Origin of the sequence: Bradyrhizobium sp. ORS 111, assembly GCF_045571485.1 — a bacterium.
Lineage (GTDB): Bacteria > Pseudomonadota > Alphaproteobacteria > Rhizobiales > Xanthobacteraceae > Bradyrhizobium.
Genome location: NZ_CP120701.1, coordinates 7477342 through 7500068 on the forward strand (window position 1 = coordinate 7477342; position 22727 = coordinate 7500068).

General features: G+C 64.3%; 24 protein-coding genes and 2 riboswitches. Of the genes, 13 read left to right on the forward strand and 11 right to left on the reverse strand.

The annotated features are described in order from the left end of the window. Positions 1-12: 12 nt before the first annotated feature. Positions 13-1203, reverse strand: coding sequence for an NADH-quinone oxidoreductase subunit D (locus P6U30_RS34540; protein WP_407167146.1), 1191 nt, complete (start codon positions 1201-1203; stop codon positions 13-15). A 208-nt stretch (positions 1204-1411) separates the two neighbouring features. Here P6U30_RS34540 and P6U30_RS34545 point away from each other — a divergent pair, with 208 nt between their 5' ends. From P6U30_RS34545 to tal, 3 genes are read left to right on the forward strand one after another with little or no spacing between them, the layout of a single operon-like run. Then, positions 1412-2332, forward strand: a complete 921-nt coding sequence (locus tag P6U30_RS34545) for a hypothetical protein (RefSeq protein WP_407167147.1) — start codon at positions 1412-1414, stop codon at positions 2330-2332. After that, positions 2319-3266, forward strand: coding sequence for an NAD(P)-dependent oxidoreductase (locus tag P6U30_RS34550; RefSeq protein ID WP_407167148.1), 948 nt, complete (start codon positions 2319-2321; stop codon positions 3264-3266). Before P6U30_RS34545 ends, P6U30_RS34550 begins: the two co-directional genes overlap by 14 nt. A gap of 43 nt (positions 3267-3309) precedes the next feature. Further along, the gene (gene tal / locus P6U30_RS34555) at positions 3310-4434 is read left to right on the forward strand and encodes a transaldolase (protein WP_407167149.1); all 1125 of its coding nucleotides are present in this window, start codon (positions 3310-3312) and stop codon (positions 4432-4434) included. A 173-nt stretch (positions 4435-4607) separates the two neighbouring features. Here tal and P6U30_RS34560 read toward each other — a convergent pair whose 3' ends face one another. The 5 genes from P6U30_RS34560 to P6U30_RS34580 all read right to left on the reverse strand — a co-directional run bounded on the left by P6U30_RS34560 (position 4608) and on the right by P6U30_RS34580 (position 6248). Next, a complete protein-coding gene (locus P6U30_RS34560) occupies positions 4608-4757 on the reverse strand; it encodes a hypothetical protein (RefSeq protein WP_407167150.1) in 150 nt (49 codons plus the stop codon). 100 nt (positions 4758-4857) lie between these two features. Further along, positions 4858-5430, reverse strand: a complete 573-nt coding sequence (locus tag P6U30_RS34565) for a hypothetical protein (RefSeq protein ID WP_407167151.1) — start codon at positions 5428-5430, stop codon at positions 4858-4860. Continuing rightward, positions 5312-5566, reverse strand: coding sequence for a hypothetical protein (locus tag P6U30_RS34570; RefSeq protein WP_407167152.1), 255 nt, complete (start codon positions 5564-5566; stop codon positions 5312-5314). The genes P6U30_RS34565 and P6U30_RS34570 overlap by 119 nt, the downstream gene beginning before the upstream one ends. Positions 5567-5568: 2 nt before the next feature. Further along, on the reverse strand, positions 5569-5751 hold the full coding sequence (locus tag P6U30_RS34575; RefSeq protein WP_407167153.1) for a hypothetical protein: 183 nt from the start codon (positions 5749-5751) through the stop codon (positions 5569-5571). A 50-nt stretch (positions 5752-5801) separates the two neighbouring features. After that, positions 5802-6248 carry a DUF2267 domain-containing protein gene (locus P6U30_RS34580; protein ID WP_407167154.1) on the reverse strand — a complete coding sequence of 149 codons (447 nt, stop codon included), beginning with the start codon at positions 6246-6248 and terminating at the stop codon, positions 5802-5804. Between the two features lie 330 nt (positions 6249-6578). On the opposite strand from P6U30_RS34580, the gene P6U30_RS34585 reads away from it, so the two are divergent. From P6U30_RS34585 to P6U30_RS34595, 3 genes are all read left to right on the forward strand, one after another. Next, a complete protein-coding gene (locus tag P6U30_RS34585) occupies positions 6579-7013 on the forward strand; it encodes a CBS domain-containing protein (protein ID WP_407167155.1) in 435 nt (144 codons plus the stop codon). A 63-nt stretch (positions 7014-7076) separates the two neighbouring features. After that, on the forward strand, positions 7077-7541 hold the full coding sequence (locus P6U30_RS34590; protein WP_407167156.1) for a YbhB/YbcL family Raf kinase inhibitor-like protein: 465 nt from the start codon (positions 7077-7079) through the stop codon (positions 7539-7541). Between the two features lie 80 nt (positions 7542-7621). Beyond that, on the forward strand, positions 7622-7816 hold the full coding sequence (locus P6U30_RS34595; RefSeq protein WP_407167157.1) for a hypothetical protein: 195 nt from the start codon (positions 7622-7624) through the stop codon (positions 7814-7816). A gap of 111 nt (positions 7817-7927) precedes the next feature. Here the strand turns inward: P6U30_RS34595 and P6U30_RS34600 are convergent, their stop codons facing one another. From P6U30_RS34600 to cobU, 3 genes are all read right to left on the reverse strand, one after another. Then, a complete protein-coding gene (locus P6U30_RS34600) occupies positions 7928-10195 on the reverse strand; it encodes a TonB-dependent receptor (RefSeq protein WP_407167158.1) in 2268 nt (755 codons plus the stop codon). Between the two features lie 103 nt (positions 10196-10298). After that, positions 10299-10497, reverse strand: a riboswitch (cobalamin riboswitch). A 118-nt stretch (positions 10498-10615) separates the two neighbouring features. Beyond that, the gene (bluB, locus tag P6U30_RS34605) at positions 10616-11248 is read right to left on the reverse strand and encodes a 5,6-dimethylbenzimidazole synthase (protein ID WP_407167159.1); all 633 of its coding nucleotides are present in this window, start codon (positions 11246-11248) and stop codon (positions 10616-10618) included. A gap of 19 nt (positions 11249-11267) precedes the next feature. Continuing rightward, positions 11268-11771: a bifunctional adenosylcobinamide kinase/adenosylcobinamide-phosphate guanylyltransferase gene (cobU, locus tag P6U30_RS34610; protein WP_407167160.1), complete on the reverse strand. Its 504-nt coding sequence runs from the start codon at positions 11769-11771 to the stop codon at positions 11268-11270. Positions 11772-11898: 127 nt separating this feature from the next. Between cobU and cbiB the strand changes: the two genes are divergently transcribed. Beyond that, positions 11899-12840 (forward strand): adenosylcobinamide-phosphate synthase CbiB, encoded by a 942-nt coding sequence (cbiB, locus tag P6U30_RS34615; protein WP_407167161.1) that lies wholly within the window; start codon positions 11899-11901, stop codon positions 12838-12840. 11 nt (positions 12841-12851) lie between these two features. Continuing rightward, positions 12852-13817 (forward strand): threonine-phosphate decarboxylase CobD, encoded by a 966-nt coding sequence (cobD, locus tag P6U30_RS34620; protein WP_407167162.1) that lies wholly within the window; start codon positions 12852-12854, stop codon positions 13815-13817. A 4-nt stretch (positions 13818-13821) separates the two neighbouring features. On the opposite strand, the gene P6U30_RS34625 is transcribed toward cobD, so the two are convergent. Both P6U30_RS34625 and cobO read right to left on the reverse strand, forming a co-directional pair. Continuing rightward, on the reverse strand, positions 13822-15270 hold the full coding sequence (locus tag P6U30_RS34625; protein ID WP_407167163.1) for a cobyric acid synthase: 1449 nt from the start codon (positions 15268-15270) through the stop codon (positions 13822-13824). Positions 15271-15290: 20 nt separating this feature from the next. Beyond that, the gene (gene cobO / locus P6U30_RS34630; protein ID WP_407170611.1) at positions 15291-15941 is read right to left on the reverse strand and encodes a cob(I)yrinic acid a,c-diamide adenosyltransferase; all 651 of its coding nucleotides are present in this window, start codon (positions 15939-15941) and stop codon (positions 15291-15293) included. Positions 15942-15983: 42 nt separating this feature from the next. Next, a riboswitch (cobalamin riboswitch) is annotated at positions 15984-16194 on the forward strand. 90 nt (positions 16195-16284) lie between these two features. Here cobO and P6U30_RS34635 point away from each other — a divergent pair. Genes P6U30_RS34635 through P6U30_RS34655 form a run of 5 tightly spaced genes read left to right on the forward strand, consistent with a single transcriptional unit; the run spans position 16285 to position 22727 of the window. Further along, entirely contained in the window at positions 16285-16659 is a 375-nt protein-coding gene (locus P6U30_RS34635) for a DUF1636 family protein (protein WP_407167164.1), read from the forward strand. Then, a complete protein-coding gene (gene cobW, locus P6U30_RS34640) occupies positions 16656-17690 on the forward strand; it encodes a cobalamin biosynthesis protein CobW (protein ID WP_407167165.1) in 1035 nt (344 codons plus the stop codon). Before P6U30_RS34635 ends, cobW begins: the two co-directional genes overlap by 4 nt. Next, positions 17690-20938 (forward strand): cobaltochelatase subunit CobN, encoded by a 3249-nt coding sequence (gene cobN / locus P6U30_RS34645; protein ID WP_407167166.1) that lies wholly within the window; start codon positions 17690-17692, stop codon positions 20936-20938. The genes cobW and cobN overlap by 1 nt, the downstream gene beginning before the upstream one ends. Beyond that, a complete protein-coding gene (gene cobG, locus P6U30_RS34650; protein WP_407167167.1) occupies positions 20935-22098 on the forward strand; it encodes a precorrin-3B synthase in 1164 nt (387 codons plus the stop codon). Before cobN ends, cobG begins: the two co-directional genes overlap by 4 nt. Further along, positions 22098-22727, forward strand: a complete 630-nt coding sequence (locus P6U30_RS34655; protein WP_407167168.1) for a precorrin-8X methylmutase — start codon at positions 22098-22100, stop codon at positions 22725-22727. Before cobG ends, P6U30_RS34655 begins: the two co-directional genes overlap by 1 nt.

Sequence of the window (22727 nt, forward strand, 5' to 3'; positions counted from 1 at the left end):
TCCTTTGCAAGGTTATCGATCGATCTCTCCGAAAACGATATCCAGCGAACCGATGATCGCGGCGACATCGGCCAGCAAATGTCCGCGACAGAGCAGGTCCATCGCCTGCAGATGCGCGAACGAAGGTGCGCGGATCTTGCACCTGTAGGGCTGGTTCGTCCCGTCGGAGACCAGATAGACACCGAATTCGCCCTTGGGAGCCTCTACGGCCGCATAGACCTCGCCGGCGGGAACGCGAAAGCCCTCCGTGTAAAGCTTGAAGTGGTGGATGAGAGCTTCCATCGAACGCTTCATCTCACCGCGGCGTGGGGGAAACACCTTGTTGTCCTGCACGGCGACGGGACCCTGCCCATCGGGTTCGCGGAGCTTGCTGATACACTGTCGCATGATGCGCACCGACTGGCGCATTTCCTCCATGCGAACCAGATAGCGGTCATAGCAATCGCCGTTCTTGCCAATTGGAATATCGAAATCCATTTCCGGATAGCATTCGTAAGGCTGCGCCTTGCGCAGGTCCCAGGCGGCGCCGGAGCCACGCACCATGACGCCCGAAAAGCCAAGCCCCCAGGCTTGCTTCAGCGTGACCCTGCCGACGTCGACGTTGCGTTGCTTGAAGATGCGAAGTCCCGTCAACAAGCGATCCAGATCGTCCACCACACGCAAGAACGGATCGCAGAAGGTCTCAATGTCGTCGATCAGCTTCGGCGGCAGATCCTGATGCACACCACCGACACGGAAGAAGGTGGCGTGCATGCGCGCGCCGGATGCCCGTTCGTAGAACACCATCAGCTTTTCGCGCTCTTCAAATCCCCATAACGGCGGAGTGAGCGCTCCGACATCCATCGCCTGGGTCGTGATGTTGAGAAGATGGGAAAGCAGGCGTCCGATCTCACAATAGAGCACGCGGATCAACTGGCCGCGGCGCGGCACTTCGAGGCCGAGCAGCTTTTCGGCGGCAAGGCAGAATGCATGTTCCTGATTCATCGGCGCGACATAATCGAGCCGGTCGAAGTACCCGATCGATTGCAGATAGGTCTTGTGTTCGATCAGCTTCTCGGTGCCTCGATGCAGCAAGCCGATGTGAGGATCGACACGACGAACCACTTCGCCATCGAGCTCGAGCACCAGACGAAGCACCCCGTGGGCCGAAGGGTGTTGCGGACCGAAATTGACGGTGAAATTGCGAAGCCCTGCTTCAGCCATGGCAAACTCGCGGTTATGGCGCCGGTGGATCCGTGACCGGCGTAGCTTGATCACGCGTACTGCTGGCGCGGTAACCCCCGGCGCAGTGGCGCCGCCACGAGCGATCAATGGCGCCGACGGCTAAAGGACGCTTGCGGAACGTACGACGCAGCCTCGGAAATGGGTCGTCGGATGATCAGTATGGCGTCGAACGCAGCCCAGCTCGCGTTTGTTCCTAAAGCTCGCGCGGCCTTCGCGGGAAGTTGTACGAGCTCACCATGCTCCGGATGGAACTCAGGAACGCCTGCACCTGCATTCAGTTAGCCAAATGCAAGAGGCACAAGATTCTGAGCATGGCCGCGAGATGGCTTCTGTAGGACGCAGACGCGGCGGTCGTCAGGCTGAAGCTTCGGAGGAGATCGTCGAAAAAGGCGACATCTATTTCGCCTACCGACCGCGGGTCGGGGAACACAGTGCCGAAGGCTTGGCTGACGTCCAGCGCTTTTACATGGTGATGAAACCGGAAAAGCAGCCGCGGCTTCGCGTGGCTGTCCTCGGGCGCAAGCGACTACCTGAAGCGCGTGACCACGAGCGCATATGGGGCTTCGTCGAGGCAATCGAGCGCGGTCCTAATGTCGAGGAGGAATTCCGAACCCATCGTTATGCGAGCAGGACGCGCGGCGAACGCACGCAGCCGCCGGTGCGGCCAGCCGGCGAAGGGGTTTACGCGCTGATCAGGCGTGACCGCAGCCTGCATCTGACCTACGAACTCGAACTGCCGGAGCGGCCGGGCGACGTTCAGCAGGAGCTGAATATCGAGCGCGAGGCGGCCTACATTCTCTCCATCAAGAATCCCGACGCCGGCTCACCGCCCGGCGCGGGACTATCGGAACGAGATGAGGCGCGCTACCCGAGACCGCTTGAGAGGGAATTCCGCGGTCGGCGCTTTGCATCTGAAGACCCACGCCTTCTCGACTATGAGGGCGCCGAGTTCATCCTCATTGGTGCCCGCGCCGACCCCGAGCGCGCCTATGCGGTCGACATCGAGACCGAGCGCGAAACTGCCCGCAGTGCCGACATCTTCCGGCAGCTCAAGATGTCGCGGCGCGAGCATCCGATCGGTCCGCTGATCAAGGGTGAATGGCGATAGCCGAGGCTCCTGCGGAGCCAGAATTTGCGGAGGAACAGGGATGGACGTTGGCTTTATCGGGCTAGGAGCCATGGGATCCGCCATGGCGCGCCGGCTCATCGAACTCGGTCACCATGTGCGGGTCTGGAATCGCTCGCCTGAGCCCATTGACAGCATCGTGCGAATGGGGGCGCATCGTGCCGACACGCCGCAGGATGCGCTTTCCGCACCAGCCGCCATCACTATGCTGGCCAACGACGAGGCCGTGCGCTCCGTGCTGCTTGAAAGCGGAGCGCTACGCTCGTCTTCGCGTGGGCTCGTTCACGTGGTGACCGCCACGATCTCGGTCGATCTGGCGAAGCAACTGGAGAAGGTCCACTCCGAGTGCGGCGTCGCTTACGTGGCGGCTCCGGTGCTCGGTCGGCCCGATGTCGCTGCGCAAGGCGGGCTGCACGTGCTTGCGGCGGGAGACGCATCGGCGATCGGATGCGCCCAACCGCTGCTCGATGCCATCGGCAAGAAGACCTGGTACGTGTCGGACCAGCCGCATAAAGCCAACGTTGCAAAGGTCGCCGCCAACCTGCTGCTGGCATCCGCGATTGAGACGATGGCTGAGGCGATCACGCTTGCGGAGCGTCACCAGCTCGATCCAGCGCGCATGATGGCGGCGCTGACGGGAAGCTTGTTCTCGGCTCCCGTATATCAGACCTATGGCGAGCTTATCTTGAATCGGACATTCGAGCCCGCCCTCTTCAAGGCGAGCCTCGGCTTGAAGGATGTGAACCTGGCGGTTTCAGCCGGCGAGTCGGCCGGCGTTCCGTTACCGATCGCCGGCCTGGTGCATGACTCGCTGCTCGACGCCATCGCGCATGGTCATGGTGAGTCCGACTGGGCCGCGTTGGCCACCGCATCGGCACGGCGGGCGGGTCTCGAGGGCAATTTCCGAAAGCATTGATGCTGGCACGTCGTCGGCCCGTGCTCGAAATTGGGAGACGAACATGAACCGAACAATCGAACTCCTGGCGCAGGGACAAAGCTGCTGGATGGATGATCTCACCCGGCAAATGATCCGCAGCGGCGATCTGGCACGGCGGGTTGGTGAGGAAGGCCTGCGCGGCATTACCTCGAACCCGGCGATCTTCGAGAAGGCGGTGGCGGACAACGCGGACTATGCCGATGACATCGCCCGGGCTACCGCCGCAGGCCAGTCGCCGGCCGGGATCTACGAACGGCTGATCACCGCGGACGTCCGTGACGCCTGCGACATCCTGCTTCCGGTCTACAAGGAGACCGATGGCATCGATGGTTTCGTCAGCCTGGAGGTGTCGCCTCACCTCGCTCATGACGCCGAGGCCTCAATGGAGGACGCGCGCAAGCTGTGGAAGGAAGTCGACCGGCCCAATCTGTTCATCAAGATCCCGGGCACGCCGGCGGGCGTTCCCGCCGTCGAGCAGTTGCTGTTCGAGGGCATCAACATCAACATCACGCTCTTGTTCTCGATCGCCCGCTATGAGGCCGTGGCCGAGGCCTATCTGCGGGCTCTCGAGCGGCGGCTGGCCGCCGGTCGATCACTCAATCATATCGCGTCGGTGGCAAGTTTCTTCCTCAGCCGCATCGACGTGCTGGTGGATCGGCTGTTGCGGCAGCGCATCGTGCCGGACCGTCCTCCTCCCGATCCCGATCCGCGTACGCTTCTGGGAAGGGTCGCGATCGCCAACGCCAAGCTCGCCTATCAGGCCTTCAGCCGTCACCTCACAAGCAATCGCTGGATGGCGCTTGCCGAGAAAGGCGCGCGCCCGCAACGCATGCTGTGGGCGAGCACCAGCACCAAGAACCCGGATTATCCCGACCTCATGTATGTCGAGCCGCTGATCGGCCCGATGACCATCAACACCATGCCGCGCAAGACGATTGCGGCGTTCCAGGACCATGGCACCGTGCGGGCGACCGTCCAGCAGGGCGTCCCGGACGCGCGACGCGTGATGGCCGACCTGGAGCGGCTCGGAGTGTCATTCGACCTTGTCACCGCTCAGCTCGAGAACGATGCGGTCCAGAAGTTCATCGATCCCTTCGATTCCCTGCTCAAGCAGCTCGCCGCCAACAGTGAGCGGGCCAGGGCCTAGCGATCAAGTCGCGGGGTGAGGTGAATCAGGCGCCGCCTCGCCGGCGGCGCCTGATTCCTTCGCGACCTCGCTGGCACATGTGGAACCCAGCCTAAGCCTCACGCTCGAACGATAAGGATCACCGTCGAACAAGGAGAGGACTCATGGTGCGATCAATCCAGTCGCATCATGATTTAGCCGCGCCCCTTGTTCGCGACATGGTCCTGCAGTTGCTCGGTCGCGATCCATTTCCTGTCTTGGCCCCGCTCACGCGAATGCTCGGCCTTGTCGCGATTGGACAGGATCATGTTCTCGCCGATCAGATCGTCCCGCGGGTTGCTCAAACCTCCACTTCCGGCTCCCTTGCCCTTGTTTGTCGCGCCGGATCCGAAATGCTTTCCTGCTTTGTTCGTCATGCATTCGACCCTTATGGCTTCCGTCCTCTCACTGCCCCGTTTTTCGTTTCAGGGCCGGACGATTGTGCTTGTTGTGCTGGCTCTCCTGATTGAGACCGCCGCGACTCACCGGAAATTCCGACTGCCGCGCACTGCGGTTGGCGAGCCGAGGGGCGCTGTCTCCTTCCGCGCGGGCAATGTCCTGCTCGACCTGCCGCGCATCCGGGACATCAGGCTTCCGTTCCAGGATCCGCAACTGCTGTTCGTGGGTCATTCTGCCCTGCAGCTCGATCGAACGAGACGGACCGCCATGGTCCGAGCCTCGACGCGAGCGGCCCGCGCGACGGCGCGGTTTCTCGAGACCGCCTTGCGGATTGGTATCGTTTTCGACGTCGCCTTCGAAGGTGTTTTCGCCTTCCAACGCATCGACATCGTCGGGCAGCGCCTGCGCCATTGTGACGCCCTTCGATCCGCCAATCAGCGGATTGCGACGGAGATCCGTATCAATCGGCTTCCTCAGTTTCAGATGTCTGCTCATGAGATCCTCTTCTCGATCGCCGTGTTCCTCCGCCCTTGTCCGCAGGGCGATGAGCATGGTGAAGGTCGCGTTCGCCACCGCCACCGGACACTTTACTGTGCCGCCGCAAAGGATCGTCCGCGGCCGGCTTCCTGACTTCGAGTGCGGCCTTTGCGTTTTCGCGCGCGGCTCCAGGGCCGCCCTGCCGGATGCTCGCGCGTGTCTTCGTGGAAGTCGACATTGCTACCGGTCCTGCTGATATCCTTGGTGGGTCGTGTTCTGCCGGGTGTTGCCCTGGTGGGCCTGCTGATCGGGTTTCTCGATATGCTTTTTTCCGGTTTGAGCTTGATGCGGATTTCCCGATTTCGGATCACCAGGCCCCTTGTGGCTTTGATTGTCATGGGGAACTGGAGGAGGCTTCGTCATCATTTGCTCCCTGGTTTTAGCTGCTCCCTGGTTTCCTGCCTGGCTTCGCGTCACGCAGCCGACGGGACACCTTGCGCTGGCCATAGCGCGCGAACCTCCTCGGGGAGCGAATGCCGGACTTTTTCGGCCTGGTTGGGATCGATGTGGTGGTTCAATACACGGAACACCGCACGCGCCGCCTCGGCCGAATCGACCGGCTTATCCGAGTTCATTTGCGCCGATATGAGTGCAAGGAATTCCTGCTGCGAGCGCCACGTTCGCGGCGTCTCGCTTGGCCGCCATTGTTCGAAGTAGGTCCCGCGTACCAAGAGCGGCAGTTGCGCCCCAAGGTGAACAGCGAGATTGAGCGGAACGCGATCACGCACCGTTCGCAACACTGCACCCAAGACGTGCCACGCTAGCTGCTTGTCGCGGGGTAGCGTCGCCATGATTTCATCCAACCATACATTCGTAAGGTGGATCGTTCTGTCGAATACATCGAGACCTGTTGCGCTCATGGGACTCATCCATCGTTGGTCCAACATGGGGGCAATACGACGTCCGCAGATAGGTTCCGAAGTGTTGATTTTGAGAGAGCATTGACAAGATGGAAAAGCAAATCGCAACCAATCAACGCGCCGCTTCTTCGTGATCGCGGCGCCGTTGTGGTTGTTCCGTTGAAGCATCCGTTCGAACAATCACGCCAGCCGCGGAACGCTTGAAGAGAACGCTGGAAGAGATTTGGTCGCTCGACCTGACGCACTTCGACGCGATGATCGGCGTGAAGGGAAACCCAACGCCGCGCGGGACGTTGACTGGCAATCGATGCAGGCTTGAGGAGGACGCCTATGCAGGTGAAGCAAATCATGCAGCAGAAGGTAGCAATTGCTGACCCGAACATGACGATCCGCGACGTTGCCCGCAAAATGCGCGCCGGAAATATTGGTTGCTTGCCCGTCGGCGAGAACGACCGATTGATCGGCATGGTTACGGATCGCGACATCGCCGTGCGGGCGGTCGCGGATGGCCGCGCGCCGGGAAACACGTCGGTTCGTGACGTGATGTCAGAGGGCGTCGGGTACTGCTTTGAAGATGACGATGCAGAAGCGGCGGCGCAGATCATGGCCAAGCATCAAGTCCGGCGATTGCCGGTACTCAATCACGACAAGCGGCTGGTCGGGGTGATCGCGCTTGCCGATCTCGGCCGGTCTGAGGCGCGCTCGGCGCAAGGCGCCCTGCAGGGTGTCTCCGAGCCGACCGACAAGGAACGTCGTCACATCTAGGATTAGCGGCTGCAAAGCCGTGAGCGACGGCAATCCCATTGACCACTGGAGAAGGAGACGGTCATGACGTTCAGCTTGACAAGTCCTGCGTTCGCTGACGGCGGTCAGATTCCGGCAAAATATACTGCGGATGGCGAAAACGTCTCTCCGCCGCTGGAGTGGTCCGACGCGCCGGCGGAAACCAAGAGCTTTGTGCTGATTGTCGAGGATCCCGATGCGCCGTCCGGCACCTTCCGCCATTGGGGATTGTACAACATTATGGGCGAAAGAGCGATGTTGCCCGAGAGGGTTGGCCGCGGCGCGAAAACGGAGAAACTGGGCAAGGGCGTCAACGATTTCGGCGAACCGCGTTACTGCGGCCCCGCGCCGCCCAAGGGACATGGAACACATCACTACCATTTCAAGCTTGCGGCGCTAGACGTTGACGCGTTGTCACGAGCCCCCAAAATGTCCGTCGAGGACATCTGGAAAGCCGCCGAAAAACACAGGCTCGCTGAAGCTGATCTGGTCGGAACGTACAGCCGCTGATGAACCCATCTAGCCGCCTACCCTGCAACGCATCCACCAGCTCAGCATTGCCAGCAGGCCTGGTGCGCTGGAGTGGGGTTATGAAAGCAAAACGTGAGCAGAGCTTTGAAGAGGCTGCGGACTTGGTCCTGCATGCAGAGGTGGCGAACGGCTATCTGAGGGAGCTATGCGTGGCCTGTGCAAATGGCGACAAGCCCGCGGCGCGCAGATTCCTGCGCGAAGCGATTAGCGAGCTCGATATTGCGCGGGCGCTCTTACGGACCGGGATCGAATGACCCCGCGGACCATCTTCGTTCGTCGGATGGCCGCGAAACCCCGCGAGGCCACATGCCTTCCATCCGGCCCCCTTGCCTACGCGGGCCGGTGGATCGGTGCGCTCCTCACGATCAGAACTTCACGTTGATGGACAGTTCCGCCGTACGCGGCATGCCCAGCAGCCACTGCCCCGTACCGTTCGAAGTCACCGCGTAGACCTTGTCGAGCAGGTTGTAGACGCGGAACGCGACCGTGGTGCGGTCATCCGGCTTCCACCTGACACCGCCGTTGACCACGTTGTAGCCTGGCCTCGCCTGGGTGTTGGCAAGATCGGAATACATCTGGCCGACGATCTGCACCCCGCCATAAACCGACCAGTTGGGCGCGAAGTCCCAGGTCAGCCAGATGTTGGAGACCTGCTGCGGAACGTTGACCGGCACATTGCCGTCATAGCTGACGATCTTGCCGCCGACGACCTGGCTGTTGTTGTCATACCGGGCGCGCAGCACGGCGAGATTGGCGTCGATGCGCCAGCCGTCATTCAGCGCGAGCCCGATCGATCCCTCGACTCCGCGGGATGATTGCTGGCCGATCTGAAGCGCCAGGCCGCCGGTGGGATTGCTGGGATCAGGAATGGTCAGCCCGGTCTTGATGATCTCATAGGCCGCCAGAGTCCACTCGCCGCGGCCGCCCCAGAACGACTGCTTGACCCCGATCTCGGTCTGCTTGCCCGTGGCGAGCTGGAAGGTCTTTTGCGTGGTCGAAAGTGAAATCAGATTGGTGACCGGATCGACGCCAACGGCATATTGGCCGTAGAAGGCGAGGTTCTTGACCGGCTCATAGACGAGGCCGGCGCGCCAGCTGGTGCCCGACAGCGTGACGTCGAAGCTGTTCGACGGCACGCGATAGTCGGTACGATCGACCTCGGGGCGGTCATACCTGACACCGGTGACGAACGACAGTTGGTCGGTCAGCGAAAGCCGGTCCTCGGCAAACAGCGCGTATTGGTTGACGATTGCATTGAAGCCCGGTGCGGTTGGAGACGTCGTCGCGAAGAATGACCCGGGATCGAAGACGTAAGGATTGACCGACGATGCGCCGGCGTAGGGCGAATTGTTGGTGTGGGTGAAGTCGATGTGGTTGACGTCGAATCCCGTAACGAACTGGTTCGCAAAGCCGAAGATATGACCGCTGAACGTCGTATCCATCCGGTTGCCGAGCTGCTTCTGGTCGTGGAAGATCTCGATATAGCTGGAGCGATCGATTAGCTGGGTCGCCGGATTCCAGGTGTAGTTCTCGATGTCGCGCCAATGCCGCTCGCTGGTCAGATAATAGAGCGTATTGTTGACCTTGATGCCGTCGGCGACATCCCATTCGGTCTTGAATTGGGTCCAGTTGTCCCGATAGCGAATGGTGCTGTCCGATGCGTTGTAGTTCCTGAAGCGTAGCGCATCGAGGATTCCGCCGTTGATGACAGGCGTGCCGAAATAGCGCGACGGGCTACGGTCGCCGTAGTCCTCGGAAAGCGTGAAGGCGAGATTGTCGGACGCCTGCACCCGCACTGCCGCGGAGACCGCCACATTCGATGTCTTGTCGCGATCGACCCAGCCATCCGACATGTTACCGGTGGCATTCACGCGATACGATACATTGGGATTGATCGGCCCGGCGCTGTCGAGCGCGAGCCGTCGCGTCATGTTGCTATCAAGCGAGACCTCGGCGTCGTTGTAAGGCGTTGCGAGCGGCTTTTTCGGGATCACGTTGATGACGCCGCCGATCGCGCCTTCGCCGTACAAGACCGAGGCCGGGCCGCGCAGCACCTCGATGCGCTGCGTCGACCAGGTGTCGTATGGGAAGGTCAGGGTTCCAGAGCCGACATAGAAGCGCGTGCCGTCATACAGCGTCATCACCGAGTTGCTGCCGGCGAAGCCACGGGTACTGAACGACAGGCCGCCATTGCCGGGAGCCGGCGTTGCGATGAAGCCGGCCCCGTCCTGGGTGACGGCGTCGATCACATTGTGCTGACCGCGTTCGGCGATGGTCTCCGACGAGATGACCTCGACGCTGGCCGGCGTTTGCAGCGGTGTCAGGTTGAGGCGGCTGCCAGTTGCTTCCGGCTTGGTAGCATTGAGCGTCGGTGACGCCGATGCGGACGACACAGCGGACTGCGACGTGTCATGGGCTGCCGGATTTGTCGTGAGCCTCGATCGCGACCGAACAGCGGCCGTGTTGTTGCGCGAGGGACGCTTCGGCTTCGCGGCCTCGGGAGGCGAGATCTGGATCGGATCCAGCCTGGTTGACGGAGCGGTCTGCGCCCAGCTTTCGGCCGGCAGCAGCGATGACAACGAGCAAACGAGGCCAAGGCGCCATCCGAGCGCAATGGGGGAAGATGAAGACATAAAGGGACTCGCGGTTAACGTGGCACGTCACCGCGAACGCGGGCACCGCATGCCCAAACGGCAATGCGCCGACCCCACCAGGACGCCCCGCCCGATGTGCTCGCGTGTGACCACGACTGACGGCAGGTCTCCTGGCTCACGGGTTATCGCCTGTCGACGCCTTCCCGGGCAGCTCGGCCCAGTGGCATAGTGACGAAAGGCTCGCCGTTTACAGTTGCGGGGACAGCTACGGCCTTGGGCCGACGCCCGCACCGCATTCCCTTTTGATCTCCCGAAGGAGAACCGTCGCCATCAAGATAGGTTTATTCGGAAACGACTGTCAACGATTCGGCCGCGCGCACTGCAAACCAGACAAACCAGAGTACTCCCGTAGTGGCGTGGGGCTTCGCGACGAACAGTCAAAGTGCGGCACGCGAACCATCAGCGTCGCACGGTGAACTCGTCCGAACTTCGTCGCGATTCCCATTTGGCCTGCTCGAGCTCCGGCCGGTCACACTCGGCCTCGGGGTAGCCGATGCAGAGATAGCCGATAAACTTCCAACTCTCGGGTACGTCGAGAATACCGTGAACGCGGATCGGATCGAGGATCGACACCCAGCCGAGCCCAATGCCCTCCGCACGTGCGGCAAGCCACATCGAGCAGATCGCGGCGACGACGGAATATTCGGTGGTTTCGGGCATCGTCGCGCGCCCCAGGCCCGCACCGATGCTGCTCGTTTTGTCCGCGAAAACGGCCAGATGGCCCGGCGCCTCCTCGAGCCCCGAAAGCTTGAGGGTGGCATACTTCGCCGCGCGCTCACCGGAATAGGACTGCAGGGCATCGGCATTGCAGAGCTTGAAATCCTCGATCACCGCGCTGCGCCTCGCCCTGTCCTCGACGATGACGAACCGCCACGGCTGGCTGAGGCCAACCGACGGAGACAGGCAGGCGGTCTCGATCAGCCGCTCCAGCGCGCCGTCCGGCAGCGGATCTCTTCGAAAGCGCCGCACGTCACGGCGCCACACGAACAATTCGTGCAGTTGCCGGCGAAACGTATCGTCGAATGAGACCATCAGGCTCGTCATCCGATCTTTATTTAAGCTTCAGCGGCAGGCCTGCCACCACGAACTCCACCTCTTCTGCGACGCCGGCAATGGTCTGGTTCATGAGGCCGGCGCCGTCACGGAAAGTGCGCGCTAGCGCATTGTCGGGCACGATGCCGAGACCCACCTCGTTGGTCACCATGATCACCGGGCTGTGCTGCCGAGGCAGCGCCTCGGCAAGACGTGCAACGTCCTGCGACCAGTCGCGCCCGGCATGAAGCAGGTTCGACAGCCACAGCGTAAGGCAGTCGACCAGCCTTGCCCCGCCGCCGTCGGTCTCGGCCAGGGCCGCGACGAGGTCGAGCGGCACTTCCCGTTCGATCCAGTCGCCGCCTCGCCGCGCGCGGTGGCGCGCGATGCGCTCCACCATCTCCGCATCGAGCGCTTCGGCCGTCGCAATATATATGGGCTGTCCCGGAAACGAGCGCGCGCGAGATTCGGCCCGTCGGCTCTTTCCCGATCGTGCTCCGCCCGTTATCAGAATGACGGCCATCATGAACTCCTGTCGGGCCAGCACTAATCACCAAACGCTGCCAAAGACAAAGCCGAAATCGATCACGGGAGGGCTTGCGCTCGCGCGGGGTCTTGCGCATCAGGAGAGATCGAGGCGGGAGACGTGCGTGAGCTTTGCGGGAGCGATGGCGGTGGCGATGGCGGTCGACGCCTTAATCGGCTGGCCGGATTGGCTGTTCGCGCGCGTCGGTCATCCCGTGACCTGGCTCGGCCGGCTGATCACCGCCGTCGATACCGGCTGGAACCGGACGTCGGCTTCGCCTGCGCAGCGTCGCGCAGCCGGCATCGCGGCGGCAACTCTGGTGATCGCACTGGCAGCATCGCTCGCCTGGGCTGTTCAGATCGTGCTCCCCGCAGGCTGGACCCGCATTGTCCTGATCGGAATTCTGGCATGGCCGCTGGTTGCCTTGCGTTCACTCCATGACCATGTCGCCGCGGTCGCGGATCCGCTTGCGTCCGGCGATGTCACGGGCGCACGCGCGGCGGTTTCGCGCATTGTCGGACGCGATGCCGCTACGCTCGATGATGCCGGCATTGCGCGCGCGACGATCGAGAGCCTGGCCGAGAATGCGTCCGACGGCATCGTCGCGCCCGCGTTTTGGGGCGCACTGTTCGGACTACCCGGCATTGTCGGCTACAAGGCGATCAACACGCTTGATTCCATGATCGGCCACCGTACCGCGCGGCATGAGGCGTTTGGCTGGGCTTCCGCCCGCATCGACGACCTTGCCAATCTCATCCCGGCGCGCCTCACCGGCCTGCTGTTCGTACTGCTTGCGTCGCAGCGGGCGCAGGCGTGGTCATGCATGCTGCGGGACGCGAGCCGTCATCGCTCGCCGAACGCCGGTTGGCCGGAAGCCGCGATGGCCGGCGGGCTCGGCGTGCGGCTGAGCGGTCCGCGCATCTACCACAGCAGCGTTGCGAAGGAGCCTTGGTTGAACGAAGCGGCGCGCGATCCCGTCGCCGCCGATATCCGCCGCGGACTGAAACTCTATCGTCGCGCCATGATGCTGCTGGCCGCGATATTCGCGATCCTGGCCTTGGTGTGAGGGAGCCACAAATGCGTGAGCACGGCGGCAATCTCGATATCGCGCAGCAACGGTTCGGTGGCCGGCCGGACGACTGGATCGATCTGTCGACCGGAATCAACCGGCTGCCTTATCCCGTGGTCGATGTGGACCCGAGACTCTGGAACGCGTTGCCGTCGCGGACCGACATCGAATCGCTCCATGATGCGGCACGGCACGCCTATGCCACCGATGCGCCGATCGTGGCGCTGGGCGGCGCGCAGGCGGCCATCCAGTTGCTGCCGCATGTATCGACGCGGGGCCGGGTGCGCATCCTTGCGCCGACCTACAATGAATACGCCGCGGTTCTCTCGGCCTCCGGCTGGGACGTCACCGAGGTTTCCGATCTCGAAGCCCTCGCGGGCGCCGATCTCGCCGTGGTGGTCAATCCCAACAATCCCGATGGAACACGTCACGATCGGAGCGAGCTGCGGGCGCTGCGGCCGCGTGTCGGCCGGCTCGTGATCGACGAGAGTTTCGCCGACACCGTTCCGGACCTGTCGCTTGCATCACGGGCCGCGCAAGATGGTCTCCTCATCCTGCGTTCGTTCGGGAAGTTCTACGGGCTCGCCGGCCTGCGGCTCGGTTTTACGATCGGCAGCGAGCGGGAGATCGCCGCGCTTGCGGCGATGGCCGGCCCGTGGCCGGTGTCGGCTGCCGCGATTGCGATCGGGCGGCGCGCATTGCGCGACGATGCCTGGAAAATGGCCACGTCGGCACGTCTCGCAAGCGATTGCCTCAGGCTCGATGCGATGGTCCGATCGCAGAGCTGGACATTGGTCGGCGGCACGCCGCTGTTCCGGCTCTACGAGACCGGCGACGCCCTGGCTGCGCACGAGAAGCTGGCGCGGGGCCAGATCTGGTCGCGCGTCTTCCAGCAACGCCCGGGATGGCTACGCCTTGGTCTGCCCGGGAGCGAAACGGAATGGTCCCGTCTTGCCGCGGTGCTGTCGAGCTAGCGCTTCACCGCGCCAATGCAAGCAACCCATCCACGTCAAGATGCGCCTCGATGTGATCGGCGAGTGCATCGAGCGCGCCGTCAACCCTGGCGCCGTACGCCTGGTCCGTGGCGGGAACGTCGAGTTGCGCCAGAAAAGCCTTGCGGAAATGGTCTGACGCGAACAGGCCGTGCAGGTAACTGCCCTGAACGCGTCCATCGCTGGACACAGCGCCTTCCGGCGCGCTGTCAACAAACGCGAACGGCCGGGCCCGATCCGGGCCGTCGGTTCGCCCGATATGGATCTCGTAGGCGCTGATCGGTTGACTGGTGGCGGCATTGATAGCGTCGACGCGTATCAGCGTCTTCTGCTCGGTCATGACGGTCGCAACATCAAGAAGTCCGAGGCCGCGCGTCTCACCGGCGGGGCCTTCGATCCCGTCCGGATCGGCCACGCTCTGTCCGAGCATCTGATATCCGCCGCACAGACCGAGCACATGGCCGCCGCGGCGATGATGCGCCAGAAGATCGATATCCCAGCCCTGCGCGCGCAGAAAGGCAAGGTCCCCGCGGGTTGATTTCGAGCCCGGTACGATCACGAGCCTGGCGTCGCCCGGAATGGCTTCGCCGGGACGCACCATCACGAGGTCGACGCCCGGCTCGAGCTTGAGCGGATCGAGATCATCGAAATTGGCGATGCGCGACAGCGCCAGAAACGCGATCTTGCGCTGGCCGGGCTTGCGCGCCTCGCCAAGTCCGAGCGCGTCCTCGGCCGGAAGCTCGCCGGCGCGGATGAAGTAAGGCAGCACGCCAAAGCCGCGCCACGACGTACGGGCTTCGATCAGCCGGTAGCCGTCGTCGAACAGGGTCGGATCGCCGCGAAATTTGTTGATGATGAAGCCGCGGATCATCGCGGCATCCTCGGGATCGATCACCGTCTTGATGCCGACGAGTTGCGCGATGACGCCGCCGCGATCGATATCGCCGATCACCACCACCGGGACGTCGGCCTTGCGCGCGAAGCCCATGTTGGCGATGTCGGCCTTGCGCAGATTGACTTCGGCGGGGCTGCCGGCCCCTTCGACCAGCACGAGATCGGCACGATGCTTCAGCCGCTCGAAACTCTCCAGCACCGCACCCATCAGCGAGGGCTTTATGGCGGCATATTCCCAGGCACGGGCGGTTGCGACGCGCTTGCCCTGCACGATGATCTGCGCGCCGACATCGCTCTCCGGCTTCAGCAGCACCGGGTTCATGTCGGTATGCGGCTCGACGCCGGCGGCGAGCGCCTGCAGCGCCTGCGCGCGTCCGATCTCGCCGCCGTCAGCGGTGACGGCCGCGTTGTTCGACATGTTCTGCGGCTTGAACGGCAATACACGGAGGCCACGCCGCTTCGCCGCGCGCGCAAGGCCCGCGACGATCAGCGATTTGCCGACGTCCGAGCCCGCTCCCTGGATCATCAATGCGCGCGCCATCGCGTGGTCCAGCTACGCCGTCAGAACTCGACGCCCGGCTGCGCCTTGATGCCGGACCGGAACGGATGCTTCACCAGCGTCATCTCGGTCACGAGATCGGCGATCTCGATCAGTTCCTCCTTGGCATTGCGCCCGGTGAGCACGACATGCGTCATCGGCGGCTTCGAGGTCTTGAGAAAATCGACGACGTCGGCGATCGCCAGATAGTCATAACGCAGCGCGATGTTGATCTCGTCGAGCACGACCATGCGCAAGCTTGGATCGGAGATCAGTTGCTTGGCTTTTTCCCAGCCGGCTTGGGCGGCGGCGATGTCGCGGGCGCGATCCTGCGTTTCCCAGGTGAAGCCTTCGCCCATCGCGTGGAATTGACAGAGGTCGCCGAAGTGTCCGGTCAGCAGGCGGCGTTCACCGGTATCCCAAGCGCCCTTGATGAACTGCACCACCGCGCAGGGAAACCCGTGCGCCACGCAGCGGACGATCATGCCGAAGGCGGAGGACGATTTTCCCTTGCCCGCGCCGGTATGGACGATGATCAGTCCTTTCTCACCGCTCTTGGTCGCCATGATTCGATCGCGAGCGTCTTTCTTTTTAGCCATCTTGGCGGCATGGCGAGCTTCCAGCGCAGCCTCGGAGCCACCGGCTTCGTCCTCGGCGGCATCTCGTTCGGACATCATCTGACGTTCCTTCGGCTTGACAAGTTCCGGGCTTGGACGAATGGTGAGCCCTGCGTTGGTGCCTGTCCTACGACAGGCGAAGAGGGAATGCGATAGGGCTCAAGTCGGCCCGAAGCGCAGCCGCCCCCGCGACCGTGACCGGAGAGATGCCCAAAGCCACTGATTCCAAAAGGAATCGGGAAGGCGGGGATCGAAGGGATAACCCCCTGCTCCGCAAGCCGGGAGACCTGCCAGCGCAGACGTTGAGACCAGCGGACGGGGTGTTCCGCGACGGGGAACGAACCTTTCCATCGAACGGTTCGTCTGCCTCATCGCCTCCCGCTGTCAATCAGGAAGGGCGATGAGCGTTACACTTCATGTCTGCATCACCTGCCGCGCCGGCCAGACGCTCGCGGAAGGCGAGACCACGCCTGGTGCGCGCCTGCATGCCGCGATCCGCGATGCCGGTGTGCCTGACGGCGTCAATCTGATTCCGGTCGAATGCCTGTCGGCGTGCAGCCAGGGCTGCTCGGTCGCGCTCAGCGCGCCGGGACGGTGGTCGTATGTCTATGGCCGCCTGTCCGAAGCCAATGCGACGGATGTGGTCGCCGGTGCGTCCGCCTATGCGGCGGCACCCGACGGCATCGTGCCGTGGCGCAGCCGGCCGGAAATCTTTCGCAAGCAATCACTCGCCCGCATTCCACCCATCGCCGTTGTGCCAGAGGCCGCAGAATGACCACGCTCACCAAGGTGCCCGTCACCGTCGTCACCGGCTTTCTCGGATCGGGCAAGACGACGCTGATCCAGCATCTGATCAGGAATGCCAACGGCAAGAAGCTTGCGGTGCTGGTGAATGAGTTCGGCGGCGAAGGAGTCGACGGGGACATCCTGAAGTCCTGCGCCGACGCCAATTGTCCAAGCGAGAACATCGTCGAGCTCGCTAATGGCTGCATCTGCTGCACAGTCGCCGACGATTTCATCCCGGCGATGGAGCAATTGCTGGCGCGCCGCGTGAAACCCGATCATATCGTGATCGAGACATCGGGGCTCGCGCTGCCTAAGCCGCTGCTGAAGGCGTTCGATTGGCCGGAGATCCGTTCGCGGATTACGGTCGACGGCGTGATCGCACTGGCCGACGCGGAGGCTGTTGCGGCCGGCCGCTTTGCCCCCGACCCGGCCGCGGTCGACGCACAGCGCGCCGCTGACGACAATCTCGACCACGAGACGCCGCTGTCCGAGGTGTTCGAGGATCAGATCGCCTGCGCCGACATCGTGCTGCTGACCAAGGCGGACCTCGCCGGCGCTGACGGCCTCGAGGCCGCGAAGTTGGCGATCGCGGCCGAAATGCCGCGGCAGGTGCCGATGTTGCCGGTCGTCGACGGCGCGGTCGACGCGCGCGTGATCCTGGGTCTCGCGGCCGCCGCCGAAGATGACCTCGCGGCGCGTCCGTCTCACCACGACGGCGAGGACGAGCACGAACACAATGACTTCAACTCCGTGGTGATCGATCTCCCGGAAGTCTCCGATGTCGATGCTCTAGTTGCATCGGTCAAGGGACTGGCGCGCGAGCAGAATGTGCTGCGCGCCAAGGGCTATATCGCGATCCAGGGCAAGCCGATGCGGCTACTGGTGCAATCTGTCGGCGAGCGGGTGCGACATCAGTTCGACATGCCCTGGGGCGCGCGGCCGAGGCAGTCGAAGCTGGTCGTGATCGGCGAACACGGCGAAATCGATGAGGCCGCCATCAAGGCGCGACTTGGTGTCTGATGCACATCGTCTTCCGCGAGAGCCGCGGTCTCGAGGAGACCGCGACACCAAGGGATCTCGGCCAGGCTCCAGCCGAGCTCGTGGTGCTCTCGTTCTCCGACAGCGATCTTGCCGCGTTTGCTTCCGGCTGGCGGCGCGGCCGTCGATCGCTGCCGTCGCTGCGGCTCGCGAATCTGGCCGACCTGCGCCATCCGCTGTCGGTCGACACCTATATCGAGCGGACCTTGTCGCAAGCGCGCGGCATCTTTGTGCGCCTGATCGGCGGCGAACCCTACTGGCCATATGGGCTGGCCGCGCTGCATCGCCTGGCGAAGGAGCGCAACATCGCGCTTGCGGTGCTGCCGGCGGACGGTCGCGATGACCTGCGGCTCGATGAATTCTCCACCCTGCCGGTCTCAACCCTGCGCAGGCTCAAGGTGCTCTGCGACAAAGGCGGCCCGGTCGCGGCGCAGGCCGTGATCGCCCAGCTCGCGCTGGCGTCGGGACTGTATGCCGGACCGGTCGTCGGCGAGATCGACCTTCCGGAGTTCGGCTTCTACGATCCCGGGCTCGGTGCCGCCACGGCGGCGCCGTCACCAGATCACCGGCCACGGGCGCTGGTGACCTTCTATCGTTCCTATCTCGCAGCCGGCGACACGGCACCGGTCGACGCGCTGATCACGGCGTTGCGGCAGAAGGGCTTTGATGCTTACGGCGTGTTCGTCACCTCGCTGAAGGCAGCGGGCGTCGCCGAGTGGATGCGCACCCAGTTCGCGCATTGTCCTCCCGCCGCCATCGTCAATGCGACCGCCTTTTCCGCAATCGGCGACGACGGCACGACGCCGTTTGAGTCCGCGTCCTGCCCGGTGTTCCAGGTCGCGCTGTCGACAGCGCGGCGCGATGATTGGGCCAAGTCGCTTCGCGGTCTTTCTCCCGGCGATCTGGCGATGCACGTGGTGTTGCCGGAGGTCGACGGTCGTCCGTTTGCGGGCGTCGTGAGCTTCAAGTCGCCCGGCGAGCGCGATCCCGATCTCCAGTTTGCGCGTCTTGCGCACCGGCCGGACGACGAGCGTGTCACCGCTGTGGCCGCGCGCGTCGCCGCCTGGCACCGGCTCGCGACCAAGCCGGCGCACGAGAAGCGGCTCGCTGTCGTGCTCTCGAACTATCCCGGCCGTCCCCATCAGATCGCGCATGCGGTCGGGCTCGATGCCCTCGCTTCGGTCGACGTGCTGCTGTCCGATCTCGCAGCCGCGGGCTTCGGCATTGCGACCGTAGGGCCGCTCGGCGCCGTTCTGCTGCGGCAGAAATTGACGTGGAGCGTCGACGACTATCGCGCTGTGCTGTCCTGGCTTCCGCGGCAGCTTCAGGATGACCTCGCGAGCGCCTGGGGCGCGCCGGAGGATGATCCAGATTGCCGCAACGGCGAATTTCACTTCGCCGCAATACAATGCGGCAAGTCCGTCATTGCCGTTCAGCCGGAGCGCGGCAACATCAACCAGCGCGACGCCGACTATCACGATCTCGCGCGCACGCCTCGCCACGCCTATGTCGCGTTCTATCTCTGGCTCAGGCAGCAAGGCATCGACGCCATCGTGCACATGGGTGCGCATGGCACGCTCGAATGGCTGCCGGGCAAATCGGTCGCGCTGTCGCCCTGCTGTTGGCCGGAGGCGTTGATCGGAGACCTGCCGGTGATCTATCCGTTCATCGTCAACGATCCCGGCGAGGCCGCACAAGCTAAGCGGAGGATCGGCGCCGTCACGATCGGCCACCTGCCGCCGCCGCTCACGAACGCCACATTGCCGGAGGGCATGCGCCGGCTCGAACGGCTGCTCGATGAATATTCGACCGCCGACGGCCTCGATCCCGCACGGCGCCAGCGCCTGATTGCTGATATCCGCGAGGAAGCGCGCCTCGCCGGGCTGGAGGACGATCTGGGTCTCGCCGCATCCGTTTCGGCGGCTGAGGCCATTCCGCAGATCGATCGCTTCGTCTGCGATCTCAAGGAAAGCCAGTTCGGCGACGGCCTGCATGTGTTCGGCCAGGGCGCGTGTGGCGAGGCAGAGAAGCGTGCGCTGCGCGATGCGCTCTCCGGCCGCCGCGTTGCGCCGGGACCTTCGGGCTCGCCCTATCGTGGGCGCCGCGACGTGCTGCCGACCGGACGCAATCTGTTTGCCGTGGACCCACGCGCGGTGCCGACGCCGTCGGCGCATGCACAAGGCGTCAGGCTTGCCGAGGAGCTGCTGCGCCGTCACCTGCAGGACCACGGCGACTGGCCGAAAGGGCTCGTCGTCGACCTCTGGGGATCGTCGACCATGCGTACCGCCGGCGAGGATTTTGCGATGGCGCTGCATCTCGCAGGTATCGCGCCGCGCTGGGATCACGGCTCGGGCCGGGTGACGGGCTACGACATCATCGCACCGGCAGAACTGGGCCGCCCGCGCATCGACGTCACGTTGCGCGTGTCGGGGCTGTTCCGCGACGTCTTCTCAGGCCTTGCCCAACTGTTCGAGGCCGCCGCCGGGGCGTTGTCGGACCGCAGCGAGGAAGGCGACGAGAATCCGTATACGCAGCGCGTCTCGCGCGTGTTCGGGCCACGTCCCGGACGATATGGCGTTGGCGCCGGCGCGACACCGGATGTCTACACACCAGAATCGCGCGACGCAGCCGGCGAGGCCTGGCTGTCGGCGTCATCCTGGTCATTTGCGTCCGACGGCGAGATGCGCTCCGACCGCGCCGGCATCGAGGCCCGGCTCGCTGCAGCCGATGCCTTCGTTCATACCCAGGATCTCCCGGAGACCGACCTGCTGCTGGCAGCGGACTATGCCGCGCATGAGGCCGGTGTCGCCGCGGCGGCCGAGCGCCTCGGCGCGAAGGCCCCCTCGCTCTATCACCTCGATGCGACACGGCCGGATCAACCGCACGCCCGCCCGCTCACCGAGGAAATATCGCGCGTGGTGCGTGCGCGCGCCACGAACCCGGCCTGGATCGCGGGCATGATGCGTCATGGCTTTCGCGGCGCGGCTGAAATCACCGCGACGCTCGAACACATGGCGGCCTTCGCCCATCTTGCCGGCGCGGTGCCGCCGCATCTGTTCGATCTCTACTATGATGCGACACTCGGCAACGGCGACGTTCGCGCCTTCATGGCGCGCGAGAACCCGGCAGCGCTGACGGCGATGGAAACGTGCTTCACGCGATTGCATGAGGCTGCACTCTGGAAGACGCGACGCAATTCGATCGCCGCCGCGCTGCGGGAGGTCTCATGAGCGCCGTCGCGATCAAGGGCTGGTGTCCCGGCGCGCTGCGCCCGATGCAGTCGGGCGACGGGCTCGTGGTACGCATTCGCCCGCGTGGCGGACGGCTGGACGCAGCGCAGGCAGCGGGAATCGCCGAGCTTGCCGGACAATACGGCAACGGGCTGATCGATCTGACCAGCCGCGCCAACCTTCAGATCCGCGGCGTCGAAGATGGTGGCCATCTGCCCTTGCTCGACGGGCTCGCGCAGCTCGGATTGCTCGATCCTGATCCGGAGACCGAAGCGCGGCGCAACGTTCTGGTGACGCCGTTCTGGACTGAAGGCGAGGAGACTTGCGTGCTCGCGGCCGAACTCGAGCTCGCTCTTGGCGGCGCTTCGCCCGAACTTCCGACCAAGTTTGGCTTTGCGATCGACGATGGCCGCGAGCGGGTGCTGGCCGGCGCGTCTGCCGACATCCGGATCGAGCGCGACGCCGCCGGCAGGCTGCTGGCGCGCGCCGATGGCGAAAAGTTCGGCCGTTACGTCACACGAAGCGAGGCCGTCCAGGTCGCCCTCGCGTTGGCCGAATGGTTCATCGCGTCGGGCGGCGCCAACGGCGACAGGCGCCGGATGGCAGCCCATCTCGCCACCGGCGCGCACCTGCCCGATACGTTTCGCGGCGATGCTGAGCCGGCGCCCCGTGCGGCCGATTCGCTTCCCGGCCTTTATGCGCAAGGCGCGATGGTGGGAGCTGCGTTCGGCCAATTGACGCATCGGACGCTCGGCCGCCTCGCCGCCGGCGCGCAAGCCCTTCGCCTGACGCCGTGGCGGATGCTGCTGGCGGAAGGGATGCGCCAGATGCCGCACGATACCGACCTCATCACGCGGGGCGACGATCCGGCGCTGCGCGCGATCGCCTGCAGCGGTGCGCCGCGCTGCCGTGAGGCGCATGCCGATACGCGCGCGCTGGCATCCGTGCTTGCACGGCATGTTCCGGCCGATGCCCGGCTGCACGTATCTGGCTGCGCCAAGGGCTGCGCGCACGCCGGACCGGCCACGATCACGCTCGTTGCCACACGCGAGGGTTTTGACCTCGTCCGAAACGGCTCGACGCGCGATACGCCTGTGATGCGGGGACTGCGCGTCGCGAGCATCGTCGCGGATCCCGCCTTGCTGGTGAGGGACCGTTGATGCCGTATAGCTATGAAACCGATGGCGCCGCTATCTATCGGCAATCCTTCGCCACCATCCGGTCCGAGGCCGACCTCGCCCGCTTCACGCCCGACGAGGAGCCGGTGGTTGTGCGCATGATCCATGCCGCCGGCATGGTGGGGCTCGAAGCGCATATCCGTTTCACGCCCGGCATGGCCACTGCTGCACGCGCCGCCCTGCAGGCCGGCGCGCCGATCCTCTGCGACGCGCGCATGGTGTCGGAAGGAATTACGCGCTCGCGCCTGCCGGCCGGCAACGCCGTGATCTGCACGCTCGGCGACGCCGCCGTTCCCGCGCTCGCGCAATCGATGCGCAACACGCGCTCCGCGGCAGCGGTCGAGTTGTGGCGGCCGCGTCTCGCCGGCGCCATCGTCGCCATCGGCAATGCGCCGACCGCCCTGTTTCATCTGCTCAACATGCTGGAGCAGCCCGATTGCCCGAGGCCGGCGGCGATCATTGGCTGCCCGGTCGGCTTTGTCGGCGCGGCCGAATCCAAGGCGGCGTTGATGGCCGATCCACCTGCGCCTGCGCTGACGGTCGAGGGGCGTCTTGGCGGCTCGGCGATCACCGTTGCCGCGATCAACGCGCTGGCGAGCCGGAGCGAATAA

Coding starts and splice junctions, on each gene's coding strand:
- P6U30_RS34540 (WP_407167146.1), bottom strand. CDS start 1,203: ATGGCTGAAGCAGGGCTTCGCAATTTCACCGTCAATTTCGGTCCGCAA.
- tal (WP_407167149.1), top strand. CDS start 3,310: ATGAACCGAACAATCGAACTCCTGGCGCAGGGACAAAGCTGCTGGATG.
- P6U30_RS34570 (WP_407167152.1), bottom strand. CDS start 5,566: ATGTCGACTTCCACGAAGACACGCGCGAGCATCCGGCAGGGCGGCCCT.
- P6U30_RS34575 (WP_407167153.1), bottom strand. CDS start 5,751: ATGACGAAGCCTCCTCCAGTTCCCCATGACAATCAAAGCCACAAGGGG.
- P6U30_RS34580 (WP_407167154.1), bottom strand. CDS start 6,248: ATGAGCGCAACAGGTCTCGATGTATTCGACAGAACGATCCACCTTACG.
- P6U30_RS34585 (WP_407167155.1), top strand. CDS start 6,579: ATGCAGGTGAAGCAAATCATGCAGCAGAAGGTAGCAATTGCTGACCCG.
- P6U30_RS34590 (WP_407167156.1), top strand. CDS start 7,077: ATGACGTTCAGCTTGACAAGTCCTGCGTTCGCTGACGGCGGTCAGATT.
- P6U30_RS34595 (WP_407167157.1), top strand. CDS start 7,622: ATGAAAGCAAAACGTGAGCAGAGCTTTGAAGAGGCTGCGGACTTGGTC.
- P6U30_RS34600 (WP_407167158.1), bottom strand. CDS start 10,195: ATGTCTTCATCTTCCCCCATTGCGCTCGGATGGCGCCTTGGCCTCGTT.
- bluB (WP_407167159.1), bottom strand. CDS start 11,248: ATGGTCTCATTCGACGATACGTTTCGCCGGCAACTGCACGAATTGTTC.
- cobU (WP_407167160.1), bottom strand. CDS start 11,771: ATGGCCGTCATTCTGATAACGGGCGGAGCACGATCGGGAAAGAGCCGA.
- cobD (WP_407167162.1), top strand. CDS start 12,852: ATGCGTGAGCACGGCGGCAATCTCGATATCGCGCAGCAACGGTTCGGT.
- P6U30_RS34625 (WP_407167163.1), bottom strand. CDS start 15,270: ATGGCGCGCGCATTGATGATCCAGGGAGCGGGCTCGGACGTCGGCAAA.
- cobO (WP_407170611.1), bottom strand. CDS start 15,941: ATGTCCGAACGAGATGCCGCCGAGGACGAAGCCGGTGGCTCCGAGGCT.
- P6U30_RS34635 (WP_407167164.1), top strand. CDS start 16,285: ATGAGCGTTACACTTCATGTCTGCATCACCTGCCGCGCCGGCCAGACG.
- cobW (WP_407167165.1), top strand. CDS start 16,656: ATGACCACGCTCACCAAGGTGCCCGTCACCGTCGTCACCGGCTTTCTC.
- cobN (WP_407167166.1), top strand. CDS start 17,690: ATGCACATCGTCTTCCGCGAGAGCCGCGGTCTCGAGGAGACCGCGACA.
- cobG (WP_407167167.1), top strand. CDS start 20,935: ATGAGCGCCGTCGCGATCAAGGGCTGGTGTCCCGGCGCGCTGCGCCCG.
- P6U30_RS34655 (WP_407167168.1), top strand. CDS start 22,098: ATGCCGTATAGCTATGAAACCGATGGCGCCGCTATCTATCGGCAATCC.